Source organism: Hydrogenophaga sp. FW305-3-2-15-A-LB1 (assembly GCF_058787875.1).
Window position 1 is genome coordinate 1 of sequence record NZ_JBYTAE010000037.1, and the last position, 20,748, is coordinate 20,748.

Below are 20,748 nucleotides of genomic sequence, written 5' to 3' on the forward strand. Positions count from 1 at the left end.
GTGCTGGGGGGTGGGCATCGCGCGCCCGCTGGCCAGCTGCATGCTCGCGTCCAGGCCCTGGAACTGGGACGGCGGGAAGGGCTCGCCGCCGTTCGCGGCATCGGGCGCGCGGCGCCGCGCGGGCGGGGGCCGGGTGGCGCCCACGATCTCGTCGAGCGCGGCCAGCATGGCCACCAGCTTGACGGGCTTGCGCTGCAGCGGCCAGCCGGTGCCGCCGTCGGAGCTGCCCACCAGCATCACCCGGCCGGGCAGCTCGGCGTCGCGCACCAGCACCACGGCCCGCACGTTGTCGGCGTTGACGATCAGGATCTGCGCGTCCATGACCTCGTCCTGCACCAGGTAGCCCGGCGGCCGGCGCGAGGCCAGGCGAAAGAACGATTCGAATGTCGACGACTCGGTCTGGGAGAACCCCACCAGCGCCACGGTGTATGCAGCCACCATCTCCAGCCCCAGATTCGTTATTGGATGTTGCGGGTCAGTATGCCCGCACCGCCCAGGCCGGGGGAAGGGGGAAGCGTTACGCCAGCGCCCGCGAATGCACCTTTCGTCGTACATCCCCGCTGCGGCGCACAATCCGTCACACTGCACCCACCCCCGTCCCAGGAGCCCGCATGAGCAGCATCTACGACTTCGAAGCCCAGTCCATCGACGGCAAGCCCGTGCCTTTGCGGCAGTTCGAGGGCAAGCCTTTGCTGATCGTCAACACCGCGAGCGCCTGCGGGTTCACGCCGCAGTTCGGCGGGCTGGAGAAGCTGCACCAGGCGTATGGCGCGCGCGGCCTGGTGGTGCTGGGTTTTCCGAGCAACCAGTTCGGCGGCCAGGACCCGGGCAGCAACGACGAGATCGCCAGCTTCTGCCAGCTCAACTACGGCGTGAGTTTTCCCATGATGGGCAAGATCGACGTCAACGGCGCGAACGCGCACCCGCTCTACCAGTGGCTCACGGCCGAGGCCCCGGGCCTGCTGGGCAGCAAGGCCATCAAGTGGAACTTCACCAAGTTCCTCGTGGGCAAGGACGGCCGCGTGCTCAAGCGCTACGCGCCGCAGGACGCGCCGGAGAAGCTGGCGAAGGACATCGAGGCCGCGCTCGCGGGCTGAGGCCGAAGAGCGGGCGCAGCCACGCCGAGCGGCGCACCAGGCCATCGGTGAGCACCCAGCAGCCCAGCACCGTGCCCAGCAGCAGCACGGCCGGCTCCGCCACCGGCCCGAGCGCCAGCGGCGCCAGCAGCACGGCCAGCGCCAGGATCAGCGTCTGGTGCAGCACGTACCAGGGGTACACCGATTCGTTGGCCCAACCCAGCCAGGGCCAGGGCCGGTTGAGCCGGTGGTGGGCCCAGCCCAGCACCGCCACCAGGCTGGTCCACAGGTAGGCGTCGGCCGCGAGCCGCGCCGCCAGGCGCCAGGCGGGGGCCCCACCCACCGCCGCGGTGCGCAGGCCCACGTGCAGCGCGAACCAGCCCAGCGCCAGCGCCAGGGCGATCCAGCGCAGGCGGCGCAGCGAGGCCCAGAGCCCCGCGTCCACCCCGATCCAGTACCCGTACACGAACAGCGTGAAGTACACCGCGTGCAGCCAGGCGTCGTGGATCAGGTCGTGGGTGGGTGGAAAGCGCGGCCAGAGGGTGAACGAGTACAGGGCCAGCGGCACCACGGGCAACAGCAGCAGCGCCGGGCCGCGCAGCCGGGTGAACGCTATGCGCAGGCGCTGGCCCGCGGCCGAGTCCAGCACCGGCGTGAGCAGCGCCAGCACCCCCGTGTACACCCACAGGTAGGCGAGGTACCAGAGGTGGTTCCAGGTGACACCGGCCTCCCAGCCGTCGAAGGCGCCGCGCGGCCAGGGGCCGCCGGTGAAGTAACGCGCCAGGAAGGCCAGGAAACCCGGCCCGATGCTGCCGTTGTCGACCACCTGCACATACACCTGGTAAGGCACGACCACGGCCATGCCGAACGCCAGCGGCACCCCCAGGCGCAGGCTGCGCCGCCCGATCAGCCTCAGCGGCGCGTGGCCCTGCCGCAGGAACCCGAAGGCCACGCCGGAGATCAGGAACACCAGGTCCATGCGCCAGAGGTTGAGCGCGCGCATCGGCCACTGCAGCCATTCGGCGACGTGCGGGCTTTTCAGATGCCAATGCCAGTCGGCGACGTAGTACATGGCCACGTGGTACAGGATGACCAGGCCGAAGGCCAGGGCGCGCAGGGCATCGATGTCGTGTCGGCGGTTCATGAAGGGCCCCTCGGTCGGACGGGAAAGGCGCCGATTCTTGGCCCGGCGCGCGCTCCCACGCAGCGCTTTGGGACGACCCGTGGGCCGGCTGTGACGGGTGGCTCACCGCAGGGATGGGCGGGGCGGCCCCTCGGGCCTAGACTGGCGGCCATGGCCTATGCACCCGACTGGTTTGCGCGCTACCCGGCGATCCGCCGCCGGGTCGAAGTGGCGTTCTGGGTGGGGGTGCTGGCGCTGCAGGCGGCCTTCAACACCCTGGTGGCCTGGGTGGACCTGCCGCGGGTCGCCGCGTGGCAGCCGGTGGTGTGGGAGGTCTCCAGCGCCCTGGCCACCGGCCTGCTGATCCCGGCGATCGTGGTGTTCGAGCGCGGCGTGCCGCTGCGCTGGGAGACGCTGCGCACCGCCCTGCCGCTGCATCTGGTGGCCAGCGTGGTGTTCTGCGTCCTGCATGTGGCGGGCATGGTGTTGCTGCGCCAGGCCGCCTACGCGCTCGTGGGCGCGCGCTATGGCTTCGGCGATTGGCCGCTGCAGCTGGCTTACGAGTACCTGAAGGACGTGCGCAGTTACGCCCTGATCGTCGCGGCGCTGATGAGCTACCGCTTTCTGATGCTGCGGCTCACCGGCGAGGCGAAGCTGCTCGATGCCCCGGAGCCGGCCCCTGGCGGCGCCGACGCGGCGCCCTTGCCCGCGCCGCGTCCGGCGCGTTTTCTGGTGCGCAAGCTGCGCCGCGAGTTCCTGGTGGCCGCGTCGGACATCGAGTGGGTGCAGGCCCAGGGCAATTACGTGGGGTTGCACGTCAATGGGCACGACTATCTGCTGCGCTCGACGTTCACCGAGTTCCTGCAGCAGCTGGACCCGGAGCGTTTCGTGCGCGTGCACCGCAGCCACGCGGTGAACCTCGACCATGTCGCCGAGATCGAGCCGCTGGACAGCGGCGATGCGCGCCTGACCATGCGCGATGGCTCCACGGTGCCTTGCAGCCGCCGCCATCGGGATGCGATCGGCCAGCGCGGCCGCGTGTCACCCGGCTCAGCGGCGGCGGCGCGCTGAAGGCCCTGGCGGGAGACCTCGCGTCAGGACAGTGGCGGGATCCGACCGCTCCGGCCCTGCTCGCGGGCGTCTGCCCGGGCACGCAAACGTCACTTCATCAACACCACGGTTGGCGCGCACCCTCTGTGGCAACCGCGAATGGGGGCCTGCGCATTCGGACGCCGCCACTGTCCTGCAAGAAGCGTGGGCACACCCAGCTTGGCACGCCTACTTTTGTCGTGGGGCGGGTGGTCCGGGCAGGAGGGCGCCGGCCCCATTCGCGGTTGCCACAGAGGGTGCGCGCCCACCCGGTGTTGACGAAAGGGTGGCGGTGGGCCCGGGCAGACGCCCGCGAGAGGCCGGCGCCAGCCTGCCCGGACCACCCGACCTCGCCAACCCGGTGGAGCGGAAAACTCAGAACCCCAAAGCCTCGTCTAGCACCTCGACCCAGTGCCGCACCGGCGTGGCCGTGCCGCTCTGCAGGTGCGTGATGCAACCGATGTTGGCGCTGGCGATCACCGCCGGCCGCAGCTCATCCAGGTGGCCGAGCTTGCGGTCGCGCAGGGTGTGCGCGATCTCGGGGTTGAGCACCGAGTAGGTGCCGGCCGAACCGCAGCACAGATGCGCCTCGTTGTTCGCCACCTGCACCGTGAAACCCAAGGCACCCAGGTGCTGCTCCACACCGCCCTTGAGTTGCTGGCCGTGCTGCAGCGTGCAGGGCGGGTGGAAGGCCACCACGCGCGCCGCGTCCGGCGCCTGCTTCAACAAGGGCCGCAGCACCGGCACCAGCGCGGGCAGCAGCTCGCTCAGGTCGCGCGTGAGTTCGCTCACGCGCGCGGCCTTGGCCGCATAGGCCGGGTCGCCCTGAAGGATGTGCCCGTACGCCTTCACCGTCACACCACAGCCCGAGGCGTTCATCACGATGGCCTCGACGCCGCCTTCGATCAGCGGCCACCACGCGTCGATGTTGGCGCGCATCTGGGCGCGCCCGCCGTCTTGGTCGTTCAGGTGGAACTTCACCGCGCCACAGCACCCGGCCTCGGGTGCGAGCACCCCCTGGATGCCGGCCGCATCGAGCACGCGCACCGTGGCGGCGTGGATGCTGGGCATCATGGCCGGCTGCACGCAGCCCGCGAGCAAGAGCACGCGGCGCGCGTGCGTGCGCGTGGGCAAGGCGCCGGCCGCGCGCGGCGCGGGCACCTTGTCCTTGAGCAGGCCGGGCAGCAGCGGTCGCACCATCTGGCCGAGCTTCATGGCCGGCGCGAACAGCGGCGAGGTCAGGCCCTCCTTGAGCAACCAGCGCACGGCCTTTTCACCCATCGGGCGCGGCACCTTTTCGTCCACGATCTGGCGGCCGATGTCGACCAGGTGGCCGTAGTCCACCCCGCTCGGGCAGGTGCTTTCGCAGTTGCGGCAGGTGAGGCAGCGGTCCAGGTGCAGCTGGGTCTTGCGCGTGGGCTCGGCGCCTTCGAGCACCTGCTTCATCAGGTAGATGCGCCCGCGTGGGCCGTCGAGTTCGTCGCCGAGCAGCTGGTAGGTGGGGCAGGTGGCGGTGCAGAAGCCGCAGTGCACGCACTTGCGCAGGATGGCCTCGGCCGCGCGGCCGTCGGCGCGCTGCTGGTATTCGGGAGAGAGCTGGGTTTGCATGGTCGCTCGGTTCCGGTCAGCCCATGCGGCCCGGGGTGAAGATGCCCGCCGGGTCGAACTCGGCGCGCAGGCGTTGCGTGATGGTCTGGATGGCGGTGGCCGCCGGGTGGAAGCGCGGCACGCCGGGCGCGCCGTCGGCCCCGGCGCGGAACAGCGTGGCGTGGCCGTTCACGGCCGCGGTGGCCGCGCGGATCTGGCCGGCCGCGCCCGCGGGCGCCCACAGCCAGCGCTGCGCGCCCTGCCATTCGATCAGCGGGGCCCAGGGCAGGTCCAGCACCGGCGCGGTCTGCGGCACCGACAGGCGCCACAGGCCCAGGTCGGCCGCCGGTGCCTCGAAGAACGGCAGGCGCTGGTCGCGGGCATCGGCCCAGTCGCGGCCGGCCTGCGCGGGGTCCAGGCGGGTGCCGCCGGCCTCGCGCGCCAGGCGCTCGCAGGCGGCCTCCACCGCCGCGACGGCACCGCGCAAGCGCACGGTGAGGCGGTCCGCGGCCCAGCGGCTGGCGTTGACCGGCAGCGGCTGGCCGCCCCAGCGGTGCACTTGCTCCAGCGCCTCGTGCTGGCCGAGTGCAAACACGAGCGTGGCCTCGGCCGGCGCCACCGGCAGCACCTTGAGGCTGACCTCGGTGATCACGCCCAGCGTGCCCAGGGAGCCCGCGAGCACGCGGCTCACGTCGTAGCCGGCCACGTTCTTCATGACCTGGCCACCGAAGGTGAGCAGCTCGCCGCGCCCGTTGATGAAGCGCGCGCCGAGCACGTAGTCGCGCACCGCGCCGGCGCTGGCGCGCGCCGGGCCGGCCAGGCCCGCGGCGACCATACCGCCCACGGTGCCGCCAGGGCCGAAGTGCGGTGGCTCGAACGGGAAACACTGGCCGCGCTCGGCCAGCACCGCCTCCAGTTCGGCCAGTGGCGTGCCCGCGCGCACCGTGACCACCAGCTCGGTCGGCTCGTAGCTCACGATGCCCGACCAGCTGGTGGTGGACAGGGTGTCACCCGCGACGGCCTCGCCGTAGAAGGCCTTGGTGCGGCCTCCGGCGATGTGCAGGGGCGCGTGCGCGGCCGCGGCGGCGCGGACCCGGTCGATCAGTTCGCCGGGGGTCTCGTGGGGCGGGAAAGACATGGCGACGATGGTAGTCGCCCGACCTCTTTCCGGCTTTGAATTTTCTGCACGCCGCGATGCAATCGCGGCGTGCCCTACCGGGTGTAGCCCATGCACATGCCGGCGTTGGGCCGGCCCTGGCACTCGCGCTTGAGGCGCTTGTCGCGCGCGGCCGGCGCTTCTTCCGACGGCGCCTTGTGGAACGTGACCTTGGACGGCGCTTTTCGCTGACCGCCGCTGGCGGCCTGCCCCGGCAGGCTGCTCAGGCCCAGGCTGGCGAACAGAACGAGGGCGACAAGGCGCGGTGGTGCACGGAACATGGGACTCCTCCTGAATGTGGGTGTCGGGCGCGCATCATAGGCGCGGCCGGCAGGCGATATCAGGGGGGGTATCGCAGCGGCGCCAGCTGCGCGGCGATGCGCTCGGCCTCGGCACGCAGCAAGGTCAGCAGGCGCGGCTGGCGGGCCGCCAGGTCGGCCCCGGTCGCGGCCAGGCTCAGCGAGGCCACCGGCGCCCCCGACGGGCTGCGGATCGCCACGCCCAGGGCGGCGATGCCCGGGATGATGTCCTCCTGGTTGAAGCCATAACCGAGCCGGCGCGAGCGCTGCACCATGCGCCGCACCGCCGTCTGGCGCGCTTCGCCCCGGCGCACGATGGCCTGCAGGTTCAGCGCTTCCAGCCGCGTCTGCTCGGCGCGGGGCAGCGCGATCAGCATGGCGACCCCACCGGCCGAGAGGCTCAATGGGCGGCGCGTGCCCACGTCCACGGTGTAGGCCTTGAGTGCCTTGCGGCCCTCGAAGCGCGCCACGCACACCGACTCGGCGCCGCTGCGCACGTTCAGGAACACGATGTCGCGCGTTTCGGCGGCCAGCCGCGCGAGCCCGGGCGCGGCCAGGCGTTCGATCGCGAAGTGCGGCGCGGCGGCCACGCCGAACTCGTGGGCCAGCGGCCCCAGCGAGTAGCGCCGCGTGCCCGGCACCCGCACGGCCAGCCCCTCGTCGAGCAGGCAGGCCAGCATGCGGTGCACGGTCGAATGCTCCAGCCCGGCCTCCTGCGCGAGGTCGCTCAGCCGCCAGCCGGTGGCGGTGCGCATGGACAGCAGGCGCAGCAGGCCGATGGCGCGGTGCAGGCTGCGGGCCCCATCGGGCGAAGAAATGGCGGAAGACATTTTGTCCACTATACGGAAAAACCGGGCGCACCCATGCCCCTGCCATCGACCGCGCTCGGAATAATTTCCCCAGGGCCGATCACGGGATCGGCACACCAACGGAAAGTGGGACACGATGCAGACATTCGAGGATTTCGCGGCCACGCGCCAGGCGATGGACAGCGATGTGGTGGTGCTGGGCGCCGGCGCGGCGGGCGTGGCGGCGGCCCTGGCCGCGGCGCGCGGCGGCGCGCGCGTCACGCTGGTGGAGGCCGGCGCCCTGCCCGGCGGCGAGCTGGTCAGCGGCATGGCGATCGACGGCGCGCTCAACGCGCGCGGCGAATGGATCCTGGGCGGCACGGGCCGCGAGCTGCTGGCCGAGTGCGAGCGCCTGGGCGGCTACATCGGGCCGCTCAACGACTGGCGGCTGATCTGGTACGTGTGCCTGGACCCGGAGGTGATGAAGCTCGCGGTGGCGCGCTGCCTGGCGCGCGCCGGGGTGCAGCTGCTGCTGCACACCACCGCCACCGGCGTGGTGCGCGACGGCGGCACGGTGCACGCGCTGCAGGTGCGCAACAAGGAGGGCCTGACCGAGATCCGCGCGCCGCTGTTCATCGACTGCTCGGGCGACGCCGACATCGTGCGCGCCGCGGGCGGCCAGGCGCTGCACGGCGGCAGCCAGGGCGAGATGCAGCCGGTCTCCATGATGTTCCGCATGGCCGGCGTGCGCACCGCGCCGCTGCTCGAGTTCCTGCACGCGCACCCCGAGCACTTCGCGCTGGGCGAGAGCGAGGCGATCCGCCAGGGCCGCACCGACCAGGCCCTGGCCCGGGCCGCGCAGGCCCAGGGCGAGCCCACGGTGTTCCTCAAGGGCGATGGCCCGCTGGTGGCGGGCGCGATCGAACGCGGCGAGCTCTACCCCACCGCGCTCATCATGGTCCAGCCCACCTCGCGCCAGCGCGGCGAGGTCTGCCTCAACAGCACGCGCGTGGGCGGCATCGACGGCACGCGCACGCAGGCCCTCAGCGCCACGCTGGCCACGCTGTCCGACCAGGTCTGGCAATGCAGCGCGTTCATGCAGCGCCATGTGCCGGGCTTCGAGCAGGCCGGTTTCAGCGGCATCGCCACCCGCGTGGGCGTGCGCGAGACGCGCCGCATCGTCGGCCACGACAGCCTGTCGGAAGACGACGTGCTGAGCGCGCGCAAGCGCGACGACGGCATCGCCAAGGGCTCGCACCACGTGGACATCCACCAGTCGGGCACCGGGCAGATCCGCATTCCGGTGCGCGATGGGGGTTCCTACGACATTCCCTGGGGCTGCCTGCTGCCGCAGGGCGTGCGCAACGTGGTGGCGGCCGGACGCATCTTTTCCTCGGACCGCGGCGCCAACGGCTCGGCGCGCGTGATGGGCCCCTGCCTGGCCATGGGCCAGGCCGCGGGCACCGCCGCGGCCCTGCTGCTCGACAGCGGCGCCGGTGTTGCCGACTTCGCCACCTTGCCCGTGCAGGCGCTGCGCTCGCGCCTGCAGGCCGACGGCGCCATCCTGGACGGCACGCACTGATCCCGACTTCCCCCACCACAATGAGGAGACACACCATGAAAAAAACCATCACCGCCCTGCTGCTGGCCGCCTGCGGCCTCACCGCGCACGGCGCGAGCGACTACCCCAGCGCTCCCGTGCGCATCGTGGTGCCGTTCCAGGCCGGTGGCCTGACCGACATCCTGGCGCGCGCGATCGCGCAGCACGCCAGCCCGCGCCTGGGCCAGCCCTTCGTGGTGGAGAACAAGCCCGGGGCCAGCGGCAACATCGGCGCCGACACCGTGGCCAAGAGCAAGCCCGACGGCCTGACGCTGCTGATGGGCTCGATCGGCACCAACGCGGTGAACGCCCACCTGTTCTCGCGCATGCCCTACGACACGCTCAAGGACTTCACGCCCATCAGCCTGGTGGCCAGCGGCACGCTGATGCTGGTGACCAACCCGGCCGTGCCGGCCACCGACATGCGCTCGCTGCTGGCCTATGCGCGCGCCAACCCCGGCAAGCTGACCTACGCGTCCGGCGGCGCGGGGGCCTCGCAGCACCTCGCGGGCGAGTTGCTCAAGACGATGGCGAACGTGGACATCGTGCACGTGCCCTACAAGGGCGTGGTGCAGGGCGTCACCGACGTAGTGGCCGGTCAGGTGAACATGACCTTCGACCTGGCCACGGTGGAGCCGCACATCCGCGCCGGCAAGCTGCGCCCGATCGCGGTGGCCAACGCGCGGCGTTCGTCCGCCTTCCCCGAGGTGCCCACCATCGCCGAGTCCGGCGTGCCCGGCTACGAGGTCAGCGCCTGGTACGGCCTGTTCGCGCCGGCCGGCACGCCGCCGGCCATCGTGCAGCGGCTGCAGGCCGAGGTGGTGAGCGCGCTGAAAGATCCGGCCCTGCTGCAGCGCCTGAGCGCACTGGGCGCCGAGCCCGCCGGCAGCACGGCCGAGGAGCTGTCGCGCTTCGTGCGCAGCGAGTACGACAAGTGGGGCAAGGTGGTCCGGCAGGCCGGCATCCGGCTCGACTAGAGAACCCCCGCCGGTGCGGCCCGCCGCTGAGGCTCGCGGCCATGCAGGTGGACCGCGAAGGTGTCCCAGGGCAGTGGCGCGCCGGCCTGGCGAAGCAGGCGCCCCACCTCGCCCCGGTGGTAGCTGCCGTGCACGATCACGTGCAGCAGCATTTCCTCGCGCGTCATGCACCCTCGGTCTCCATCGGTGAAGGCGAAAGGCCAGGGCTCGGCCAGCGCCTCGGGGCTCAGGCCGCGCAGGTGGTCCAGGTACCAGCGGTCCGAGCTGCGCAGGTCATGCTTCAAGGCCTCCAGCGTCGGCGTGTCCGGCGCGTTGTCCGCCGTGAAGCCGTGCGGCTGGCGGGTCAGGTGGGCCATGAAGATCCGGTTGACGGTCAGGACGTGGTTGAGCAGCCGCAGCGCGTCGTGCCGCGCCGGGGCGTGGCCCCCGGCATCGAGCCCTTGGAGTGCGTCGACGAGTTCGCCGTGCGCCCAGGCCTGGTAGCGGAACAGGCTTTGCAGCGATGCCAGAGAGCCCATGGTCCATCTCCTTCAGAATGTGAGTCAATGGCTCACATCCTCTGACCTGGGAGGCCGCATGTCTACTCGCATTCCCGCCGTGTCCGCGCCCGTGCGCAAACAACCTCGCCAGGCCCGCTCGCGCACGACGGTGGACGCGATCGTCCAGGCGGGGGCTCGCATTCTGGGCCAGCGCGGCTGGGCGGGGTTCACGACCAACGCGGTCGCGGAAGCGGCCGGCGTGAGCATCGGATCGCTCTACCAGTACTTTCCCGACAAGCACGCGCTGATCGACGCGATCCGCCGCCAGCACCTGGACGATTGCCTGTCGGCGGTGCAAAAGCCGGCCGCCGGGAAAAGCCTGAGGCGGTACGTCGAAGCACTCGTCGACGACATGATCGCGGTGCACGCCGGGAACCCTGGCCTGCACCAGGTCCTGCTCGACGAGGTCCTGGCCGCCGAAGGCCTGCGCGACCCGCACAGCGCCTTCGAAAAAACCTACCTGGGCTGCCACGCCAGCGCCGTCGCCCACTACCGCGGCCAGACGACCGCGGCGGCCGCGGACGCGCTCGCGGGCACCCTCGTGTCCGACGCGCTGGATGGCGTCATCCACAACGCCATCCGCCGCGGCGAGCTGGCGTCGACGGCGGTCCGCTCGGAACTGGTGCGCCTGCTGCTGCTGTACCTGAGGGACGTCGCCCGCCGCCGAGCCCCGGCATGAAAAAAGCCCGCGGGCCTGTCGGCTCGCGGGCTGGACCTCCCACCAGGGGGAGATCGATCCCAGGAGAACTCAGCGGTTGTAGGCCGTCTCGCCGTGCGAGGTGATGTCCAAGCCTTCGCGCTCGGCTTCTTCGCTGACGCGCAGGCCGACCATCATGTCCACGATCTTGTAGGCCACGAACGAGACCACGCCGGACCAGACGATGGTCACGAGCACGCTCTTGATCTGCACCCACAGCTGGGCGCCGATGGCGTAGTCGTCGGCCTTGACGCCGCCCAGGCTGGAGGCGGCGAACACCGCCGTCAGGATGGCGCCGACGATGCCGCCGACACCGTGCACGCCGAACACGTCGAACGCGTCGTCGGCACCCAGCATCTTCTTGAGGCCACCCACGCCCCACAGGCAGACCAGGCCGGCGATCAGGCCCAGGGCGATGGAGCCCATCGGGCCGATGAAGCCAGCGGCCGGCGTGACCGCCACCAGACCGGCGACGGCACCCGAAGCGGCACCCAGCATGGAGCCCTTGCCCTTGTGCAGCGCTTCACCCGCGATCCAGGACAGCGTGGCCGCGCCGGTGGCGAGGATGGTGTTGATGAAGGCCAGACCGGCCACGCCGTTGGCGGCACCCGCCGAGCCGGCGTTGAAGCCGAACCAGCCGACCCACAGCAGCGAGGCACCGACCATGGTCAGCGTCAGGCTGTGCGGGGTGAGCGCTTCCTTGCCGTAGCCGATGCGCTTGCCCACCACGTAGGCTCCCACCAGACCGGCGATACCGGCGTTGATGTGCACCACGGTGCCGCCAGCGAAGTCCAGCGCGCCGTCGGCGCCCAGCAGACCACCGCCCCAGACCATGTGGGCCATCGGGATGTAGCTGAAGGTGAACCAGATCACGGAGAACAGCAGCACGGCCGAGAACTTGATGCGCTCGGCGAACGAGCCCACGATCAGCGCGCAGGTGATGGCCGCGAAGGTCGACTGGAAGGCCACGAAGACGAACTCGGGGATCGTCGGCAGCAGGCCCGAGAGCGTGTCGGCCGTGATGCCCTTGAGGAAGACCTTGTCGAAGCCGCCCACGAACTTGCCTTCGCCCACGAAGGTCAGGCTGTAGCCGTAGACGCACCAGAGGATGGTGATCAGCGAGAAGATGACGAACACGTGCATCAGCACCGACAGCATGTTCTTCGAACGGGCCAGGCCGCCGTAGAACAGGGCCAGGCCCGGGATGGTCATCAGGATGACCAGCATGGTGGAGGTCAGCATCCAGGCGGTGTCGCCGGTGTCCAGCGCGGGCGCGGCGGCAGCGGCCGGCGCGGCTTCGGCGGCGGCAGCGGGGGCTGCTTCAGCCGCAGCGGGGGCCGCGGCCGGCGCGGCTTCGGCAGGGGCGGCGGCCGCGGGGGCCTCCGCGGGCGCGGCGGTCTGCGCCATGGCGTTCAGGCCACCGAAGGCCAGGCCCATGCCCAGGAACAGGGTTGCGATGAGTTTTTTCATGTCCGTGATCTTTCTTGTTCAGGGGGCGGCGATCAGAGCGCTTCCTTGCCGGTCTCGCCGGTCCGGATGCGCACCACCTGTTCCAGGGAAGTGACGAAAATCTTGCCGTCGCCGATCTTGCCGGTGCGCGCGGCACCTTCGATGGCTTCGATCACGCGCTCGACGAGCTCGTCGGACACGGCGGCCTCGATCTTGACCTTGGGCAGAAAGTCGACCACGTACTCCGCGCCGCGGTACAGCTCGGTGTGGCCCTTCTGGCGGCCGAAGCCCTTGACTTCGGTGACGGTGATGCCTTGCACGCCCATGCCGGAAAGTGCTTCGCGCACTTCGTCCAGCTTGAACGGCTTGATGATGGCTGAAACCATTTTCATGCTGTGATTCCTCTTCTAGAACGGAAGGGTGCTCAGACCGGAGGGCCGACACCGCGGTTTGCGGAGGGACCATGGAACTCCACGGCCCGGATTCAATCGCTTACACCCCCAAGCATGGACCGTGCCAACGGCCCCCGCCCGCGTACCCCCCCGGGTTCGGGTCCTGGCGGCCACCTACAGTTGGGCCGCGCGCCCGGATTTTTCAGGCGCCACCGCCGCCCCGATCGCCCACGGCCACACCAAAGCTGTGCGCACCAATTGGGTGCGGCCCACGGGGCGCCTTTTGCCCCAGCGGGTGGCCTGGGCGCGCACCGAAACAGGGAGAAACCACACATGAGTCTGTCATTGGTGCACAGCCGCGCGCTGCTCGGCCTGGAAGCCCGCCCGGTCTGCGTCGAGGTCCACCTCGCCAACGGCCTGCCCAGTTTCACGCTGGTCGGCCTGGCCGACACCGGCGTGAAGGAAGCGCGCGAGCGCGTGCGCTCGGCCATCGCCAACGCGGGGCTGGAGTTCCCGTCGAACAAGCGCATCACCGTGAACCTGGCGCCGGCCGACCTGCCCAAGGACTCCGGCCGCTTCGACCTGCCGATCGCCCTGGGCATCCTCGCCGCGAGCGGGCAGATCGACGCGGCGCGGCTGGCCGGCTGGGAGTTCGCGGGCGAGCTCTCGCTCGGTGGTGAGCTGCGGCCGGTGCGCGGCGCGCTGGCCATGAGCCTGGCCGTGCACCGGCAGGACACCGAGCGCCCGACCCGCCTGGTGCTGCCGCCGGGCAGCGCCGAGGAAGCGGCGCTGGTGCCGCAGGCGCAGGTCTACCGCGCGCGCCACCTGCTCGATGTGGTCGCGCGCTTCCTGCCCGAGCGCGAGTCCGACACGGCGCCACCGCCGCCACCCGACGAGGCCGGCTGGGCCCGCCTGGCGCCCACCGCGCGCGCCGCCCTGCCCCGCTACCCCGACCTGATCGACGTCAAGGGCCAGGTGGCCGCCAAGCGCGCGCTGGAGATCGCGGCGGCCGGCGGCCACAGCCTGTTGCTGGTCGGCCCGCCGGGCTCGGGCAAGTCCATGCTGGCCCAGCGTTTTGCCGGCCTGCTGCCGCCCATGGGCACGCTGGAGGCGCTGGAGTCCGCCGCCGTGGCCTCGCTGGCCGGGCGCTTCAGCCTGGAGCGCTGGGGCCAGCGCCCGACCTGCGCGCCCCACCACAGCGCCAGCGCCGTGGCCCTGGTGGGGGGCGGCTCGCCGCCCCGGCCGGGCGAGATCTCCATGGCGCACCAGGGCGTGCTGTTCCTCGACGAGCTGCCGGAATTTCCACGCTCGGCGCTGGAGGCCCTGCGCGAGCCGCTGGAGAGCGGCCACATCCGCATCTCGCGCGCGGCCATGCAGAGCGAGTTCCCGGCGCGCTTCCAGCTCATCGGCGCGATGAACCCCTGCCCCTGCGGTTTTCTGGGCCACCCCACGCGCGCCTGCCGCGACACGCCCGACCAGATCGCGCGTTACCAGGGCAAGCTCAGCGGCCCGCTGCTCGACCGCATCGACCTGCATGTGGAGGTGCCCGCGCTGCCGCCGGACGACCTGCTGCACGGCGCGGCCGGCGAGCCCAGCGCCACCGTGCGTGAGCGCGTGCACCTCGCGCGCCAGCGCGCACAGGCCCGCCAGGGCAGCACCAACCAGACCCTGGCCGGGCAGGCGCTGGACGCGCACGTGAACGCCGAACCGGCCGCGCTGAAGTTCCTGCACACCGCCGCCGCGCGCCTGGGCTGGAGCGCGCGCAGCACGCACCGCGCCCTGCGCGTGGCGCGCACCATCGCCGACCTCTCGGGCGCGGAAGCGGTGGCCACCGCGCACGTGGCGGAGGCGGTGCAGTACCGGCGCGTGCTGCGCCAGTCCGGCGCCGGCGGTTAGTCGATCCGGATGCCCGCTTCCTTCACCACGCTGGCGTAGCGCTGCACGTCGTTCACCAGCGTGCGCATGAACTCATCGCGCGAACGCGGGGCGACCAGCTGCCCCAGGCCGGCCAGCTTGGCCTTGATGCCCTCCTGGGCGAGCGAGCGGTTCAGGCTGGCGTGGAGCTTGTCCAGCACGTCGGTGGGCGTGCCGGCCGGCGCAAGCAGGCCGAGGTTGCTGGAGATGTCCACGTCCTTGATGCCCGACGAGGCCAGCCCGGGCACGCCGGGCAGCATGGGGGAGGGGTTGGCGCTGAGCACCGACAGCGCGCGCAGGCGGCCACCGGCGATGTGCGGCACGGCGCCGGCGTCGGCCACGGTGAAACGCACTTCGTTGGACAGCAAGGCGGTGAGGGCCGGGCCCACGCCTTTGTAGGGCACGTGCAGGAATTTGACGCCGGCCGAACGGGCCAGCAGCTCGGCCGAGAGGTGGGGCGCCGCGCCGTTGCCGCTGGAGGCGTACGTGATCTCGCCGGGCTGGGCGCGCGCGGCCTGGATCAGCTCCTGCACCGTGTGTTCGCGCGCCGCGCTGTTGACGGCCAGGATGAAGGGTGACTCGGTGACGAAGCCCACCGCCGTGAACGACTTCACCGGGTCGTAGCTCAGCTTGTTGTACAGCGCGGCGGCCGACGCGTGGCTGATGGTGCCGGTGATGTAGAGCGTGTGGCCATCGGGCGCGGCGGCCGCGACGTTGGCCGCCCCGATGGTGGTGCCGGCGCCGGGGCGGTTGTCGACGATGACGGGTTGCCCCAGGTCCTGCGCCATGCGCTCGGCGATCGTGCGGGCCGCGACGTCGGTCGAGCCCCCCGGCGGGAAAGGCACGACCAGGCGGATGGGCCGGTTCGGGAAAGGCGCCTGCGCGTGCGCGGGCATGGCCAGCGCGGCGGCCATGCCGGCCGCGGAGATCAACACGGTGCGACGGTTGGGGTTCATGGTGAGGGCCCTCGGGTCAGATGGATTGTTCGGCTTCGCTGCGCACCACGTCCAGGCCGCAGGCGGACATCAGCCGGGCCAGCGTGCGAATCTCTTCGGGGCGGGGGCGCGGCATGGGCGCGCGCATCAGGGGCGAATCGATCAGGCCGCGCAGCCAGGTGGCGATCTTGTAGCGCACGTGCAGTCGGCCCGGCTCCGAATACACGTATTCGTGCAGCTGCGCCATGCCGCCGTTCCAGATCTCGCGCGCGGCCTTCAGATCGAGCCGCTCGAAGGCCTCGATGTGCGCCAGCATGGGCTCCATCGCGTAGTTGAAGGAGCCGCTGATGGCGCCGTCGAACTGCCAGCCGGAGGCCAGGTAGTCGTGGAAGAGGTGGGCGCTGGACGGCAGGACCGCCACGTTGGGCAGGTGCTCACGCAGCGCGCGGGCGATCACCCGGGCGCCCTGGGGCGAATAGGTCATCTTCCAGCCCATCACATTGGGCACGGCGCGGCAGATCGCCAGCGTGGCCTCCAGCGGCAGGCCCAGCCCCCACTGCGGTGTGGCGTTGGAGATCGGGTGCGCGAAGATGGGCAGGTCCACCGCCTCCTGCTGCAGGCGGATCTGGTCCAGCCACACCTCGGGGTAGCGGGCCGCGTCCCAGGCCACCGACACGTCCATGGAACCGGCGGGCGGGATGACGAAGATGCCGTCCACGCCGAATTCCTTGGCGTCCTGCGCCGCCTGCACGGCGTCCTTGGTCGTCCAGCCGAAGGTGCCGGCCAGCACCGGCAGCCGGCCGCCGGCTTCCTCCATCACGATCTCCAGCACGCGGCGCTTCTCCTCGCGGCTCAGGTACGAGACCTCGCCCGCTTCGGGGTTCGCGATCAGGCCGCCGACCTGGGCGAAGCGGTGGTCCGCGTAGTAGCGCACCAGCCGGCGCAGCCCGGGCTCGTCGATCTCGTCGTCCTTCAACGGAAGGACCATGGCGGTGTAGAGGCGGTGGGACAGTTTTTTCCGGTCGTCGTCGGACATGGGCATGTGAGGTCTCCTGAGGGCATTGAAATGGCGGTGTCCACGCACGAGATCTCTTGCCCGACCCATGCCAAGAACGGTTCCGAGCGGGAATTACAGCCCCAGCCCGTCCCTGCATCAAGCGGAAGATTTTGAACAACTCATCAGGAAGATTGAACAATCCAGGAGGGGTCGGCCGTCCGGCGGCGGGCGGCCCGTTCCAGCCGCGCCCGCAACGCGAGGTCGTCCCACGGCATGGCCTCGAGGCAGTAGCGCCACTGCGCCTCGGGCACCGGTGCACCGGACTCCATGGCATCGCACAGGCGCAACACCGCCAACCTCCGATGGCGAAAGCGGATGCTGCGCTCCAGCAGCGCCATCAGGGCCTCCTGCGCGCGCTGTGGATTCGCCCCGGCGCACGCGGCCTGTTGCTTCATGGCCCGCACGGCCGCTCTGCTTCTGCTCATGCCGGCATTGTGGTTCCGCGTGCGCGTTTCAGGTGATCGCTCGAAGCGATCGCTATAGCACCGCGCTGACTTGTTGCGGGCGGGGGGTCTTCCTACGATCCGCCCCACTCAACCAGCGCCTTTTTGCACATCACCATGAAAACCCAAGTCGCCATCGTCGGGGCAGGCCCGGCGGGCATGCTGCTTTCGGAAATCCTTCACCACCACGGCATCGACAGCGTCGTCGTGGAACGCCAGAGCCGCGACTACGTCCAGGCGCGCATCCGCGCCGGCGTGCTGGAGCAGACCACCGTGGACATGCTGCGCCAGTACGGCCTCTCGGCGCGCATGGACCAGGAAGGCCATGCGCACGACGGCATGAAGATCGTGTGGGCCGGCCGCAGCGAGTTCTTCATCGACGTGCACAAGCACGTGGGCAAGCGCTTCGTCGCCTACGGCCAGACCAGCATCCAGGAAGACCTGTTCGCGGCGGCCGACCGGCGCAACGCCCGCGTGATCTTCAACGCGGGCGAGGTCGCGCTGCACGGTGTCGACACCGATGCGCCCAGCGTCAGCCTGGAGCTCGATGGCCGCCGCGTCACCATCGAGTGCGACTACATCGCCGGCTGCGATGGCTTCCATGGCGTGTCCCGCCGCGCGATCCCGGCCGACGTGCTGAAGGAGTTCGAGAAGATCTACCCGTTCGGCTGGCTGGGCATCCTCACGCCGCACCCCCCGTTGCCGGACATCGTGTACGCCAACCACCCGCGCGGTTTCGCGCTCGCGTCCATGCGCAGCCCGACGCTGAGCCGCTACTACATCCAGGTGCCGCTGGACACCAACATCGAGGACTGGCCGGACGCGCGCTTCTGGTCCGAACTCAAGGCGCGTTTTCCGGCCGGCATGGCCGCCTCGATCGTGGAGGGGCCTTCGATCGAGAAGTCCATCGCGCCGCTGCGCAGCTACGTGGCCGAACCCATGAGTTACGGCCGGCTCTTCCTCGCCGGCGACGCGGCGCACATCGTGCCGCCCACGGGCGCCAAGGGCCTCAACCTCGCCTTCTCGGACGTGCACTACCTGAGCCGCGCGCTCGATCACCGCTACCGCACCGGCAGCCCGGACCTGCTGGCCAGCTACAGCGAGACGGCGCTGCGGCGCGTGTGGCACTCCGTGCGCACGTCCTGGTACCTGACCAACCTGCTGCACCGCTTCCCCTCCTCGACCGCCTTCGACCAGCGCGCGCAGGAGTACGAGCTGGATTTCCTGAAGTCCTCTCCCAGCGCGCAAGTGGCCCTTGCCGAACAGTACGCCGGCCTCCCTTTGGAACACACCTGATGACACCCCAGACACGCGACTACCACGACATCCCGGGCACCTACGTGTTCGACGGCACCCATCAGCGCATGGGCTACGGGCTCAACATGTTCTGCAAATCGCTGGACATCGCGGACCACCGCGACGCCTTCCGCGCCGACCCGCAGGGCTGCCTGGCCCGCTACCCGATGACAGAGGCCCAGCGCGAGGCCGTGCTCCAGCGCGACTGGCTGGCCCTGCTGCGCCTGGGCGGCAACATCTACTACACCTTCAAGCTGGCCATCTTCGACGGCCTGAGCATGCAGCACGTCGGGGCCGCCATGTCGGCCACGCCGACGACGGTCGAGGACTTCCGGCGAATGATGGTGGGCGGCGGCCGCGCGGTCGCGGGCCTTCGCAGCCGGCAACAGAACCGGGAGGCGGCCCATGGCTAAGGTGATTGGTGGCGTGGGCACCTCGCACGTGCCCGCGATCGGCGCCGCGGTCGATGGCGGCAAGACGCAGGAGCCGTACTGGAAGCCGGTGTTCGACGGCATGCAGGCGGCCAGGGACTGGATCGCGCGCGCGAAGCCGGACGTCTGCATCGTCGTCTACAACGACCACGCGTCCTGCTTTTCCCTGGCGCTCACGCCCACGTTCGCGCTGGGGGTGGCCGAGCGCTACCAGCCGCACGACGAGGGCTACGGCCCCCGTCCGGTGCCGGTGGTCCAGGGTGCGCCCGAACTGTCCTGGCACCTGGCCGAATCGCTGATCCTGGACGAGTTCGACATCACGGTGGTTTCCGAGATGACGGTGGACCACGGCCTGACGGTGCCGCTCTCCGTGCTGTTCGGCCAGCCGACGTCCTGGCCCTGCCAGGTGATCCCGCTGTGCGTGAACGTCATCCAGTACCCGCCCCCCACGGGCCGGCGCTGCCTGAAGCTGGGCCAGGCGATCCGCAAAGCCATCGAGGCCTACCCCGCCGACGTGCGCGTGGCCGTGATCGGCACCGGCGGCCTCTCGCACCAGCTGCAGGGCGAACGGGCCGGCCTGATCAACGCCGAATTCGACAACGCCTGGCTGGACGATTTTGTCGCCACGCCCGAGCAGGTCGCTCAAAAGGACCACCTCGAACTCCTGCGCGAAGCCGGCTCGGAAGGGCTGGAGTGCGTGATGTGGCTCGTCATGCGCGGGGCCCTGCAAGCCGAGGTCGACGTGGTGCACCGCTTCTATCACGTCCCGGCGTCGAACACGGCCTACGGGCTGCTCGTGCTCGAGGACGTGGACCCCCCGCTTCACACCACCACCTGACGATCCGGCCACGCATCGGATCGCGCCCCCTCACCCCACCAGGAGACGACATGACAACGACATCCCCACGGCCACACCGCTCTCGACTCTCGACCTGGATCGGCCGCCTGGCGGTCTGCGCCGCGCTGCTCCCGGGCGCCCATGCCGCCAGCGCCAACACGCCCGCCGACTGGCCAAGCAAACCGATCCGCCTGATCGTCGGCTTTCCGCCCGGCAGTTCCCCGGACGTGATCGCGCGGGCCCTGGTGCCGGGGCTGACGGAGGCGCTGCGCCAACCCGTGGTGGTGGAGAACAAGTCGGGCGTGACCGGCATGATCGCCGCCGAGGCCGTCGCGCGCGCGCCCAACGACGGCCACACCTTCCTGGTGACCTCCGGCAGCGCGATGTCGATTTCCGTGCACACCCTGCCGCGCCTGCCGATCCAGCCGGACAAGGACCTGATGCCGGTGGCCGCGGCGGCCCGGATCGAACTGTTCCTGGTGTCGGATGCGCGCCTGGGCTTCAACGACTTCCAGGGCTTCCTGGCCTACGCCAAGGCCCACCCCGGCAAGCTGTCCTACGCGACCCCGGGCAACGGCAGCGCGCCGCACGTGGCGGCCGAGATGCTCAAGGAGCAGGCCGGCATCCGGGCCGAGCACGTGCCCTACCGGGGCTCGTCGCCCGCGCTGCAGGACCTGCTGGGCGGTGTCGTGCAGTTCGCCTTCGACCCCGGCATCGCGCTCGAACACATCCGCGCGGGCCGGCTTCACCTGCTGGCGGTCGGCACCACCAAACGCTCACCGCTGTTCCCGGCCACGCCCACCATCCAGGAGCAGGGCCTGGCGGGCTTCGATGCGGGCACCACGCACGGCGTCTACGCCCCCGCCGGCACCTCCGCGGCGATCGTGGCCCGGATGAACGCCGAGATCAACAAGCTGCTGGCCTCGGCAGCGGTGGCGCAACAGATCCGCGCCCTGGGCGCGGAAGCCACGCCCATGACCCCCGCGGACTTCGGGGCGCAGATCCGGCGCGACAGCGAGCGCTACGGCGCCATCGTCAAAGCCCGCGGCATCAAAGAGTAAA

21 protein-coding genes and 1 pseudogene are annotated in these 20,748 nt (G+C 70.9%); 10 read left to right on the top strand and 12 right to left on the bottom strand.

The window, feature by feature from the left end:
• Positions 1-441: pseudogene (locus AC3WPZ_RS12995) on the bottom strand (hypothetical protein); the annotation flags it as partial.
• 170 nt (positions 442-611) lie between these two features.
• On the opposite strand from AC3WPZ_RS12995, the gene AC3WPZ_RS13000 reads away from it, so the two are divergent.
• Positions 612-1,097, top strand: coding sequence for a glutathione peroxidase (locus tag AC3WPZ_RS13000; protein WP_382163347.1), 486 nt, complete (start codon positions 612-614; stop codon positions 1,095-1,097).
• Here the strand turns inward: AC3WPZ_RS13000 and AC3WPZ_RS13005 are convergent.
• Complete coding sequence (locus AC3WPZ_RS13005; protein ID WP_492439945.1) at positions 1,027-2,220, bottom strand: acyltransferase family protein; 1,194 nt, start codon at positions 2,218-2,220, stop codon at positions 1,027-1,029. The two genes, AC3WPZ_RS13000 and AC3WPZ_RS13005, sit on opposite strands and share 71 nt — an antisense overlap.
• Before the next feature lie 150 nt (positions 2,221-2,370).
• On the opposite strand from AC3WPZ_RS13005, the gene AC3WPZ_RS13010 reads away from it, so the two are divergent.
• Positions 2,371-3,270 (top strand): LytTR family DNA-binding domain-containing protein, encoded by a 900-nt coding sequence (locus AC3WPZ_RS13010; protein WP_382322748.1) that lies wholly within the window; start codon positions 2,371-2,373, stop codon positions 3,268-3,270.
• 393 nt (positions 3,271-3,663) lie between these two features.
• On the opposite strand, the gene glcF is transcribed toward AC3WPZ_RS13010, so the two are convergent.
• From glcF to AC3WPZ_RS13030, 4 genes are all read right to left on the bottom strand, one after another.
• A complete protein-coding gene (gene glcF / locus AC3WPZ_RS13015) occupies positions 3,664-4,896 on the bottom strand; it encodes a glycolate oxidase subunit GlcF (protein WP_382322747.1) in 1,233 nt (410 codons plus the stop codon).
• Between the two features lie 16 nt (positions 4,897-4,912).
• Entirely contained in the window at positions 4,913-6,013 is a 1,101-nt protein-coding gene (glcE, locus tag AC3WPZ_RS13020) for a glycolate oxidase subunit GlcE (protein ID WP_492439947.1), read from the bottom strand.
• Between the two features lie 74 nt (positions 6,014-6,087).
• Positions 6,088-6,312, bottom strand: coding sequence for a hypothetical protein (locus tag AC3WPZ_RS13025; protein WP_382163356.1), 225 nt, complete (start codon positions 6,310-6,312; stop codon positions 6,088-6,090).
• A 59-nt stretch (positions 6,313-6,371) separates the two neighbouring features.
• Positions 6,372-7,160 (bottom strand): IclR family transcriptional regulator, encoded by a 789-nt coding sequence (locus tag AC3WPZ_RS13030; RefSeq protein ID WP_492439949.1) that lies wholly within the window; start codon positions 7,158-7,160, stop codon positions 6,372-6,374.
• A 115-nt stretch (positions 7,161-7,275) separates the two neighbouring features.
• Between AC3WPZ_RS13030 and AC3WPZ_RS13035 the strand changes: the two genes are divergently transcribed.
• Entirely contained in the window at positions 7,276-8,700 is a 1,425-nt protein-coding gene (locus AC3WPZ_RS13035) for an FAD-dependent oxidoreductase (protein ID WP_492439951.1), read from the top strand.
• A gap of 35 nt (positions 8,701-8,735) precedes the next feature.
• The gene (locus tag AC3WPZ_RS13040; protein WP_492439953.1) at positions 8,736-9,695 is read left to right on the top strand and encodes a Bug family tripartite tricarboxylate transporter substrate binding protein; all 960 of its coding nucleotides are present in this window, start codon (positions 8,736-8,738) and stop codon (positions 9,693-9,695) included.
• On the opposite strand, the gene AC3WPZ_RS13045 is transcribed toward AC3WPZ_RS13040, so the two are convergent.
• A complete protein-coding gene (locus AC3WPZ_RS13045) occupies positions 9,692-10,213 on the bottom strand; it encodes a DinB family protein (RefSeq protein WP_492439955.1) in 522 nt (173 codons plus the stop codon). The two genes, AC3WPZ_RS13040 and AC3WPZ_RS13045, sit on opposite strands and share 4 nt — an antisense overlap.
• A gap of 58 nt (positions 10,214-10,271) precedes the next feature.
• On the opposite strand from AC3WPZ_RS13045, the gene AC3WPZ_RS13050 reads away from it, so the two are divergent.
• Positions 10,272-10,913, top strand: coding sequence for a TetR/AcrR family transcriptional regulator (locus AC3WPZ_RS13050; protein ID WP_492439957.1), 642 nt, complete (start codon positions 10,272-10,274; stop codon positions 10,911-10,913).
• Positions 10,914-10,982: 69 nt separating this feature from the next.
• Here the strand turns inward: AC3WPZ_RS13050 and amt are convergent, their stop codons facing one another.
• Positions 10,983-12,401: an ammonium transporter gene (gene amt, locus AC3WPZ_RS13055; RefSeq protein ID WP_444687923.1), complete on the bottom strand. Its 1,419-nt coding sequence runs from the start codon at positions 12,399-12,401 to the stop codon at positions 10,983-10,985.
• A gap of 32 nt (positions 12,402-12,433) precedes the next feature.
• Positions 12,434-12,772 carry a P-II family nitrogen regulator gene (locus AC3WPZ_RS13060; RefSeq protein ID WP_291124926.1) on the bottom strand — a complete coding sequence of 113 codons (339 nt, stop codon included), beginning with the start codon at positions 12,770-12,772 and terminating at the stop codon, positions 12,434-12,436.
• Positions 12,773-13,105: 333 nt separating this feature from the next.
• On the opposite strand from AC3WPZ_RS13060, the gene AC3WPZ_RS13065 reads away from it, so the two are divergent.
• Positions 13,106-14,668 (top strand): YifB family Mg chelatase-like AAA ATPase, encoded by a 1,563-nt coding sequence (locus tag AC3WPZ_RS13065; RefSeq protein WP_492439959.1) that lies wholly within the window; start codon positions 13,106-13,108, stop codon positions 14,666-14,668.
• On the opposite strand, the gene AC3WPZ_RS13070 is transcribed toward AC3WPZ_RS13065, so the two are convergent.
• The 3 genes from AC3WPZ_RS13070 to AC3WPZ_RS13080 form a co-directional block, all read right to left on the bottom strand.
• Positions 14,665-15,642, bottom strand: coding sequence for a Bug family tripartite tricarboxylate transporter substrate binding protein (locus AC3WPZ_RS13070; protein ID WP_382163370.1), 978 nt, complete (start codon positions 15,640-15,642; stop codon positions 14,665-14,667). The two genes, AC3WPZ_RS13065 and AC3WPZ_RS13070, sit on opposite strands and share 4 nt — an antisense overlap.
• Before the next feature lie 16 nt (positions 15,643-15,658).
• Positions 15,659-16,663, bottom strand: coding sequence for a dihydrodipicolinate synthase family protein (locus tag AC3WPZ_RS13075; protein ID WP_382163372.1), 1,005 nt, complete (start codon positions 16,661-16,663; stop codon positions 15,659-15,661).
• Positions 16,664-16,800: 137 nt separating this feature from the next.
• Positions 16,801-17,103: a hypothetical protein gene (locus AC3WPZ_RS13080; RefSeq protein ID WP_382163373.1), complete on the bottom strand. Its 303-nt coding sequence runs from the start codon at positions 17,101-17,103 to the stop codon at positions 16,801-16,803.
• A 135-nt stretch (positions 17,104-17,238) separates the two neighbouring features.
• Between AC3WPZ_RS13080 and pobA the strand changes: the two genes are divergently transcribed.
• Genes pobA through AC3WPZ_RS13100 form a run of 4 tightly spaced genes read left to right on the top strand, consistent with a single transcriptional unit; the run spans position 17,239 to position 20,747 of the window.
• Positions 17,239-18,417 (top strand): 4-hydroxybenzoate 3-monooxygenase, encoded by a 1,179-nt coding sequence (gene pobA, locus AC3WPZ_RS13085; protein WP_492439961.1) that lies wholly within the window; start codon positions 17,239-17,241, stop codon positions 18,415-18,417.
• Positions 18,417-18,830 carry a protocatechuate 4,5-dioxygenase subunit alpha gene (gene ligA, locus AC3WPZ_RS13090; RefSeq protein WP_382163377.1) on the top strand — a complete coding sequence of 138 codons (414 nt, stop codon included), beginning with the start codon at positions 18,417-18,419 and terminating at the stop codon, positions 18,828-18,830. Before pobA ends, ligA begins: the two co-directional genes overlap by 1 nt.
• Complete coding sequence (locus tag AC3WPZ_RS13095; RefSeq protein WP_444687862.1) at positions 18,823-19,686, top strand: class III extradiol dioxygenase subunit beta; 864 nt, start codon at positions 18,823-18,825, stop codon at positions 19,684-19,686. Before ligA ends, AC3WPZ_RS13095 begins: the two co-directional genes overlap by 8 nt.
• 50 nt (positions 19,687-19,736) lie before the next feature.
• Positions 19,737-20,747 (top strand): Bug family tripartite tricarboxylate transporter substrate binding protein, encoded by a 1,011-nt coding sequence (locus tag AC3WPZ_RS13100; protein ID WP_444687861.1) that lies wholly within the window; start codon positions 19,737-19,739, stop codon positions 20,745-20,747.
• The last annotated feature ends 1 nt before the right edge of the window (position 20,748 follow it).

What these genes read in the sequence shown, in the direction of transcription:
- AC3WPZ_RS13000 (WP_382163347.1), top strand. Translation starts at nt 612, where the DNA reads ATGAGCAGCATCTACGACTTCGAAGCCCAGTCCATCGACGGCAAGCCC.
- AC3WPZ_RS13005 (WP_492439945.1), bottom strand. Translation starts at nt 2,220, where the DNA reads ATGAACCGCCGACACGACATCGATGCCCTGCGCGCCCTGGCCTTCGGC.
- AC3WPZ_RS13010 (WP_382322748.1), top strand. Translation starts at nt 2,371, where the DNA reads ATGGCCTATGCACCCGACTGGTTTGCGCGCTACCCGGCGATCCGCCGC.
- glcF (WP_382322747.1), bottom strand. Translation starts at nt 4,896, where the DNA reads ATGCAAACCCAGCTCTCTCCCGAATACCAGCAGCGCGCCGACGGCCGC.
- glcE (WP_492439947.1), bottom strand. Translation starts at nt 6,013, where the DNA reads ATGTCTTTCCCGCCCCACGAGACCCCCGGCGAACTGATCGACCGGGTC.
- AC3WPZ_RS13025 (WP_382163356.1), bottom strand. Translation starts at nt 6,312, where the DNA reads ATGTTCCGTGCACCACCGCGCCTTGTCGCCCTCGTTCTGTTCGCCAGC.
- AC3WPZ_RS13030 (WP_492439949.1), bottom strand. Translation starts at nt 7,160, where the DNA reads ATGTCTTCCGCCATTTCTTCGCCCGATGGGGCCCGCAGCCTGCACCGC.
- AC3WPZ_RS13035 (WP_492439951.1), top strand. Translation starts at nt 7,276, where the DNA reads ATGCAGACATTCGAGGATTTCGCGGCCACGCGCCAGGCGATGGACAGC.
- AC3WPZ_RS13040 (WP_492439953.1), top strand. Translation starts at nt 8,736, where the DNA reads ATGAAAAAAACCATCACCGCCCTGCTGCTGGCCGCCTGCGGCCTCACC.
- AC3WPZ_RS13045 (WP_492439955.1), bottom strand. Translation starts at nt 10,213, where the DNA reads ATGGGCTCTCTGGCATCGCTGCAAAGCCTGTTCCGCTACCAGGCCTGG.
- AC3WPZ_RS13050 (WP_492439957.1), top strand. Translation starts at nt 10,272, where the DNA reads ATGTCTACTCGCATTCCCGCCGTGTCCGCGCCCGTGCGCAAACAACCT.
- amt (WP_444687923.1), bottom strand. Translation starts at nt 12,401, where the DNA reads ATGAAAAAACTCATCGCAACCCTGTTCCTGGGCATGGGCCTGGCCTTC.
- AC3WPZ_RS13060 (WP_291124926.1), bottom strand. Translation starts at nt 12,772, where the DNA reads ATGAAAATGGTTTCAGCCATCATCAAGCCGTTCAAGCTGGACGAAGTG.
- AC3WPZ_RS13065 (WP_492439959.1), top strand. Translation starts at nt 13,106, where the DNA reads ATGAGTCTGTCATTGGTGCACAGCCGCGCGCTGCTCGGCCTGGAAGCC.
- AC3WPZ_RS13070 (WP_382163370.1), bottom strand. Translation starts at nt 15,642, where the DNA reads ATGAACCCCAACCGTCGCACCGTGTTGATCTCCGCGGCCGGCATGGCC.
- AC3WPZ_RS13075 (WP_382163372.1), bottom strand. Translation starts at nt 16,663, where the DNA reads ATGCCCATGTCCGACGACGACCGGAAAAAACTGTCCCACCGCCTCTAC.
- AC3WPZ_RS13080 (WP_382163373.1), bottom strand. Translation starts at nt 17,103, where the DNA reads ATGAGCAGAAGCAGAGCGGCCGTGCGGGCCATGAAGCAACAGGCCGCG.
- pobA (WP_492439961.1), top strand. Translation starts at nt 17,239, where the DNA reads ATGAAAACCCAAGTCGCCATCGTCGGGGCAGGCCCGGCGGGCATGCTG.
- ligA (WP_382163377.1), top strand. Translation starts at nt 18,417, where the DNA reads ATGACACCCCAGACACGCGACTACCACGACATCCCGGGCACCTACGTG.
- AC3WPZ_RS13095 (WP_444687862.1), top strand. Translation starts at nt 18,823, where the DNA reads ATGGCTAAGGTGATTGGTGGCGTGGGCACCTCGCACGTGCCCGCGATC.
- AC3WPZ_RS13100 (WP_444687861.1), top strand. Translation starts at nt 19,737, where the DNA reads ATGACAACGACATCCCCACGGCCACACCGCTCTCGACTCTCGACCTGG.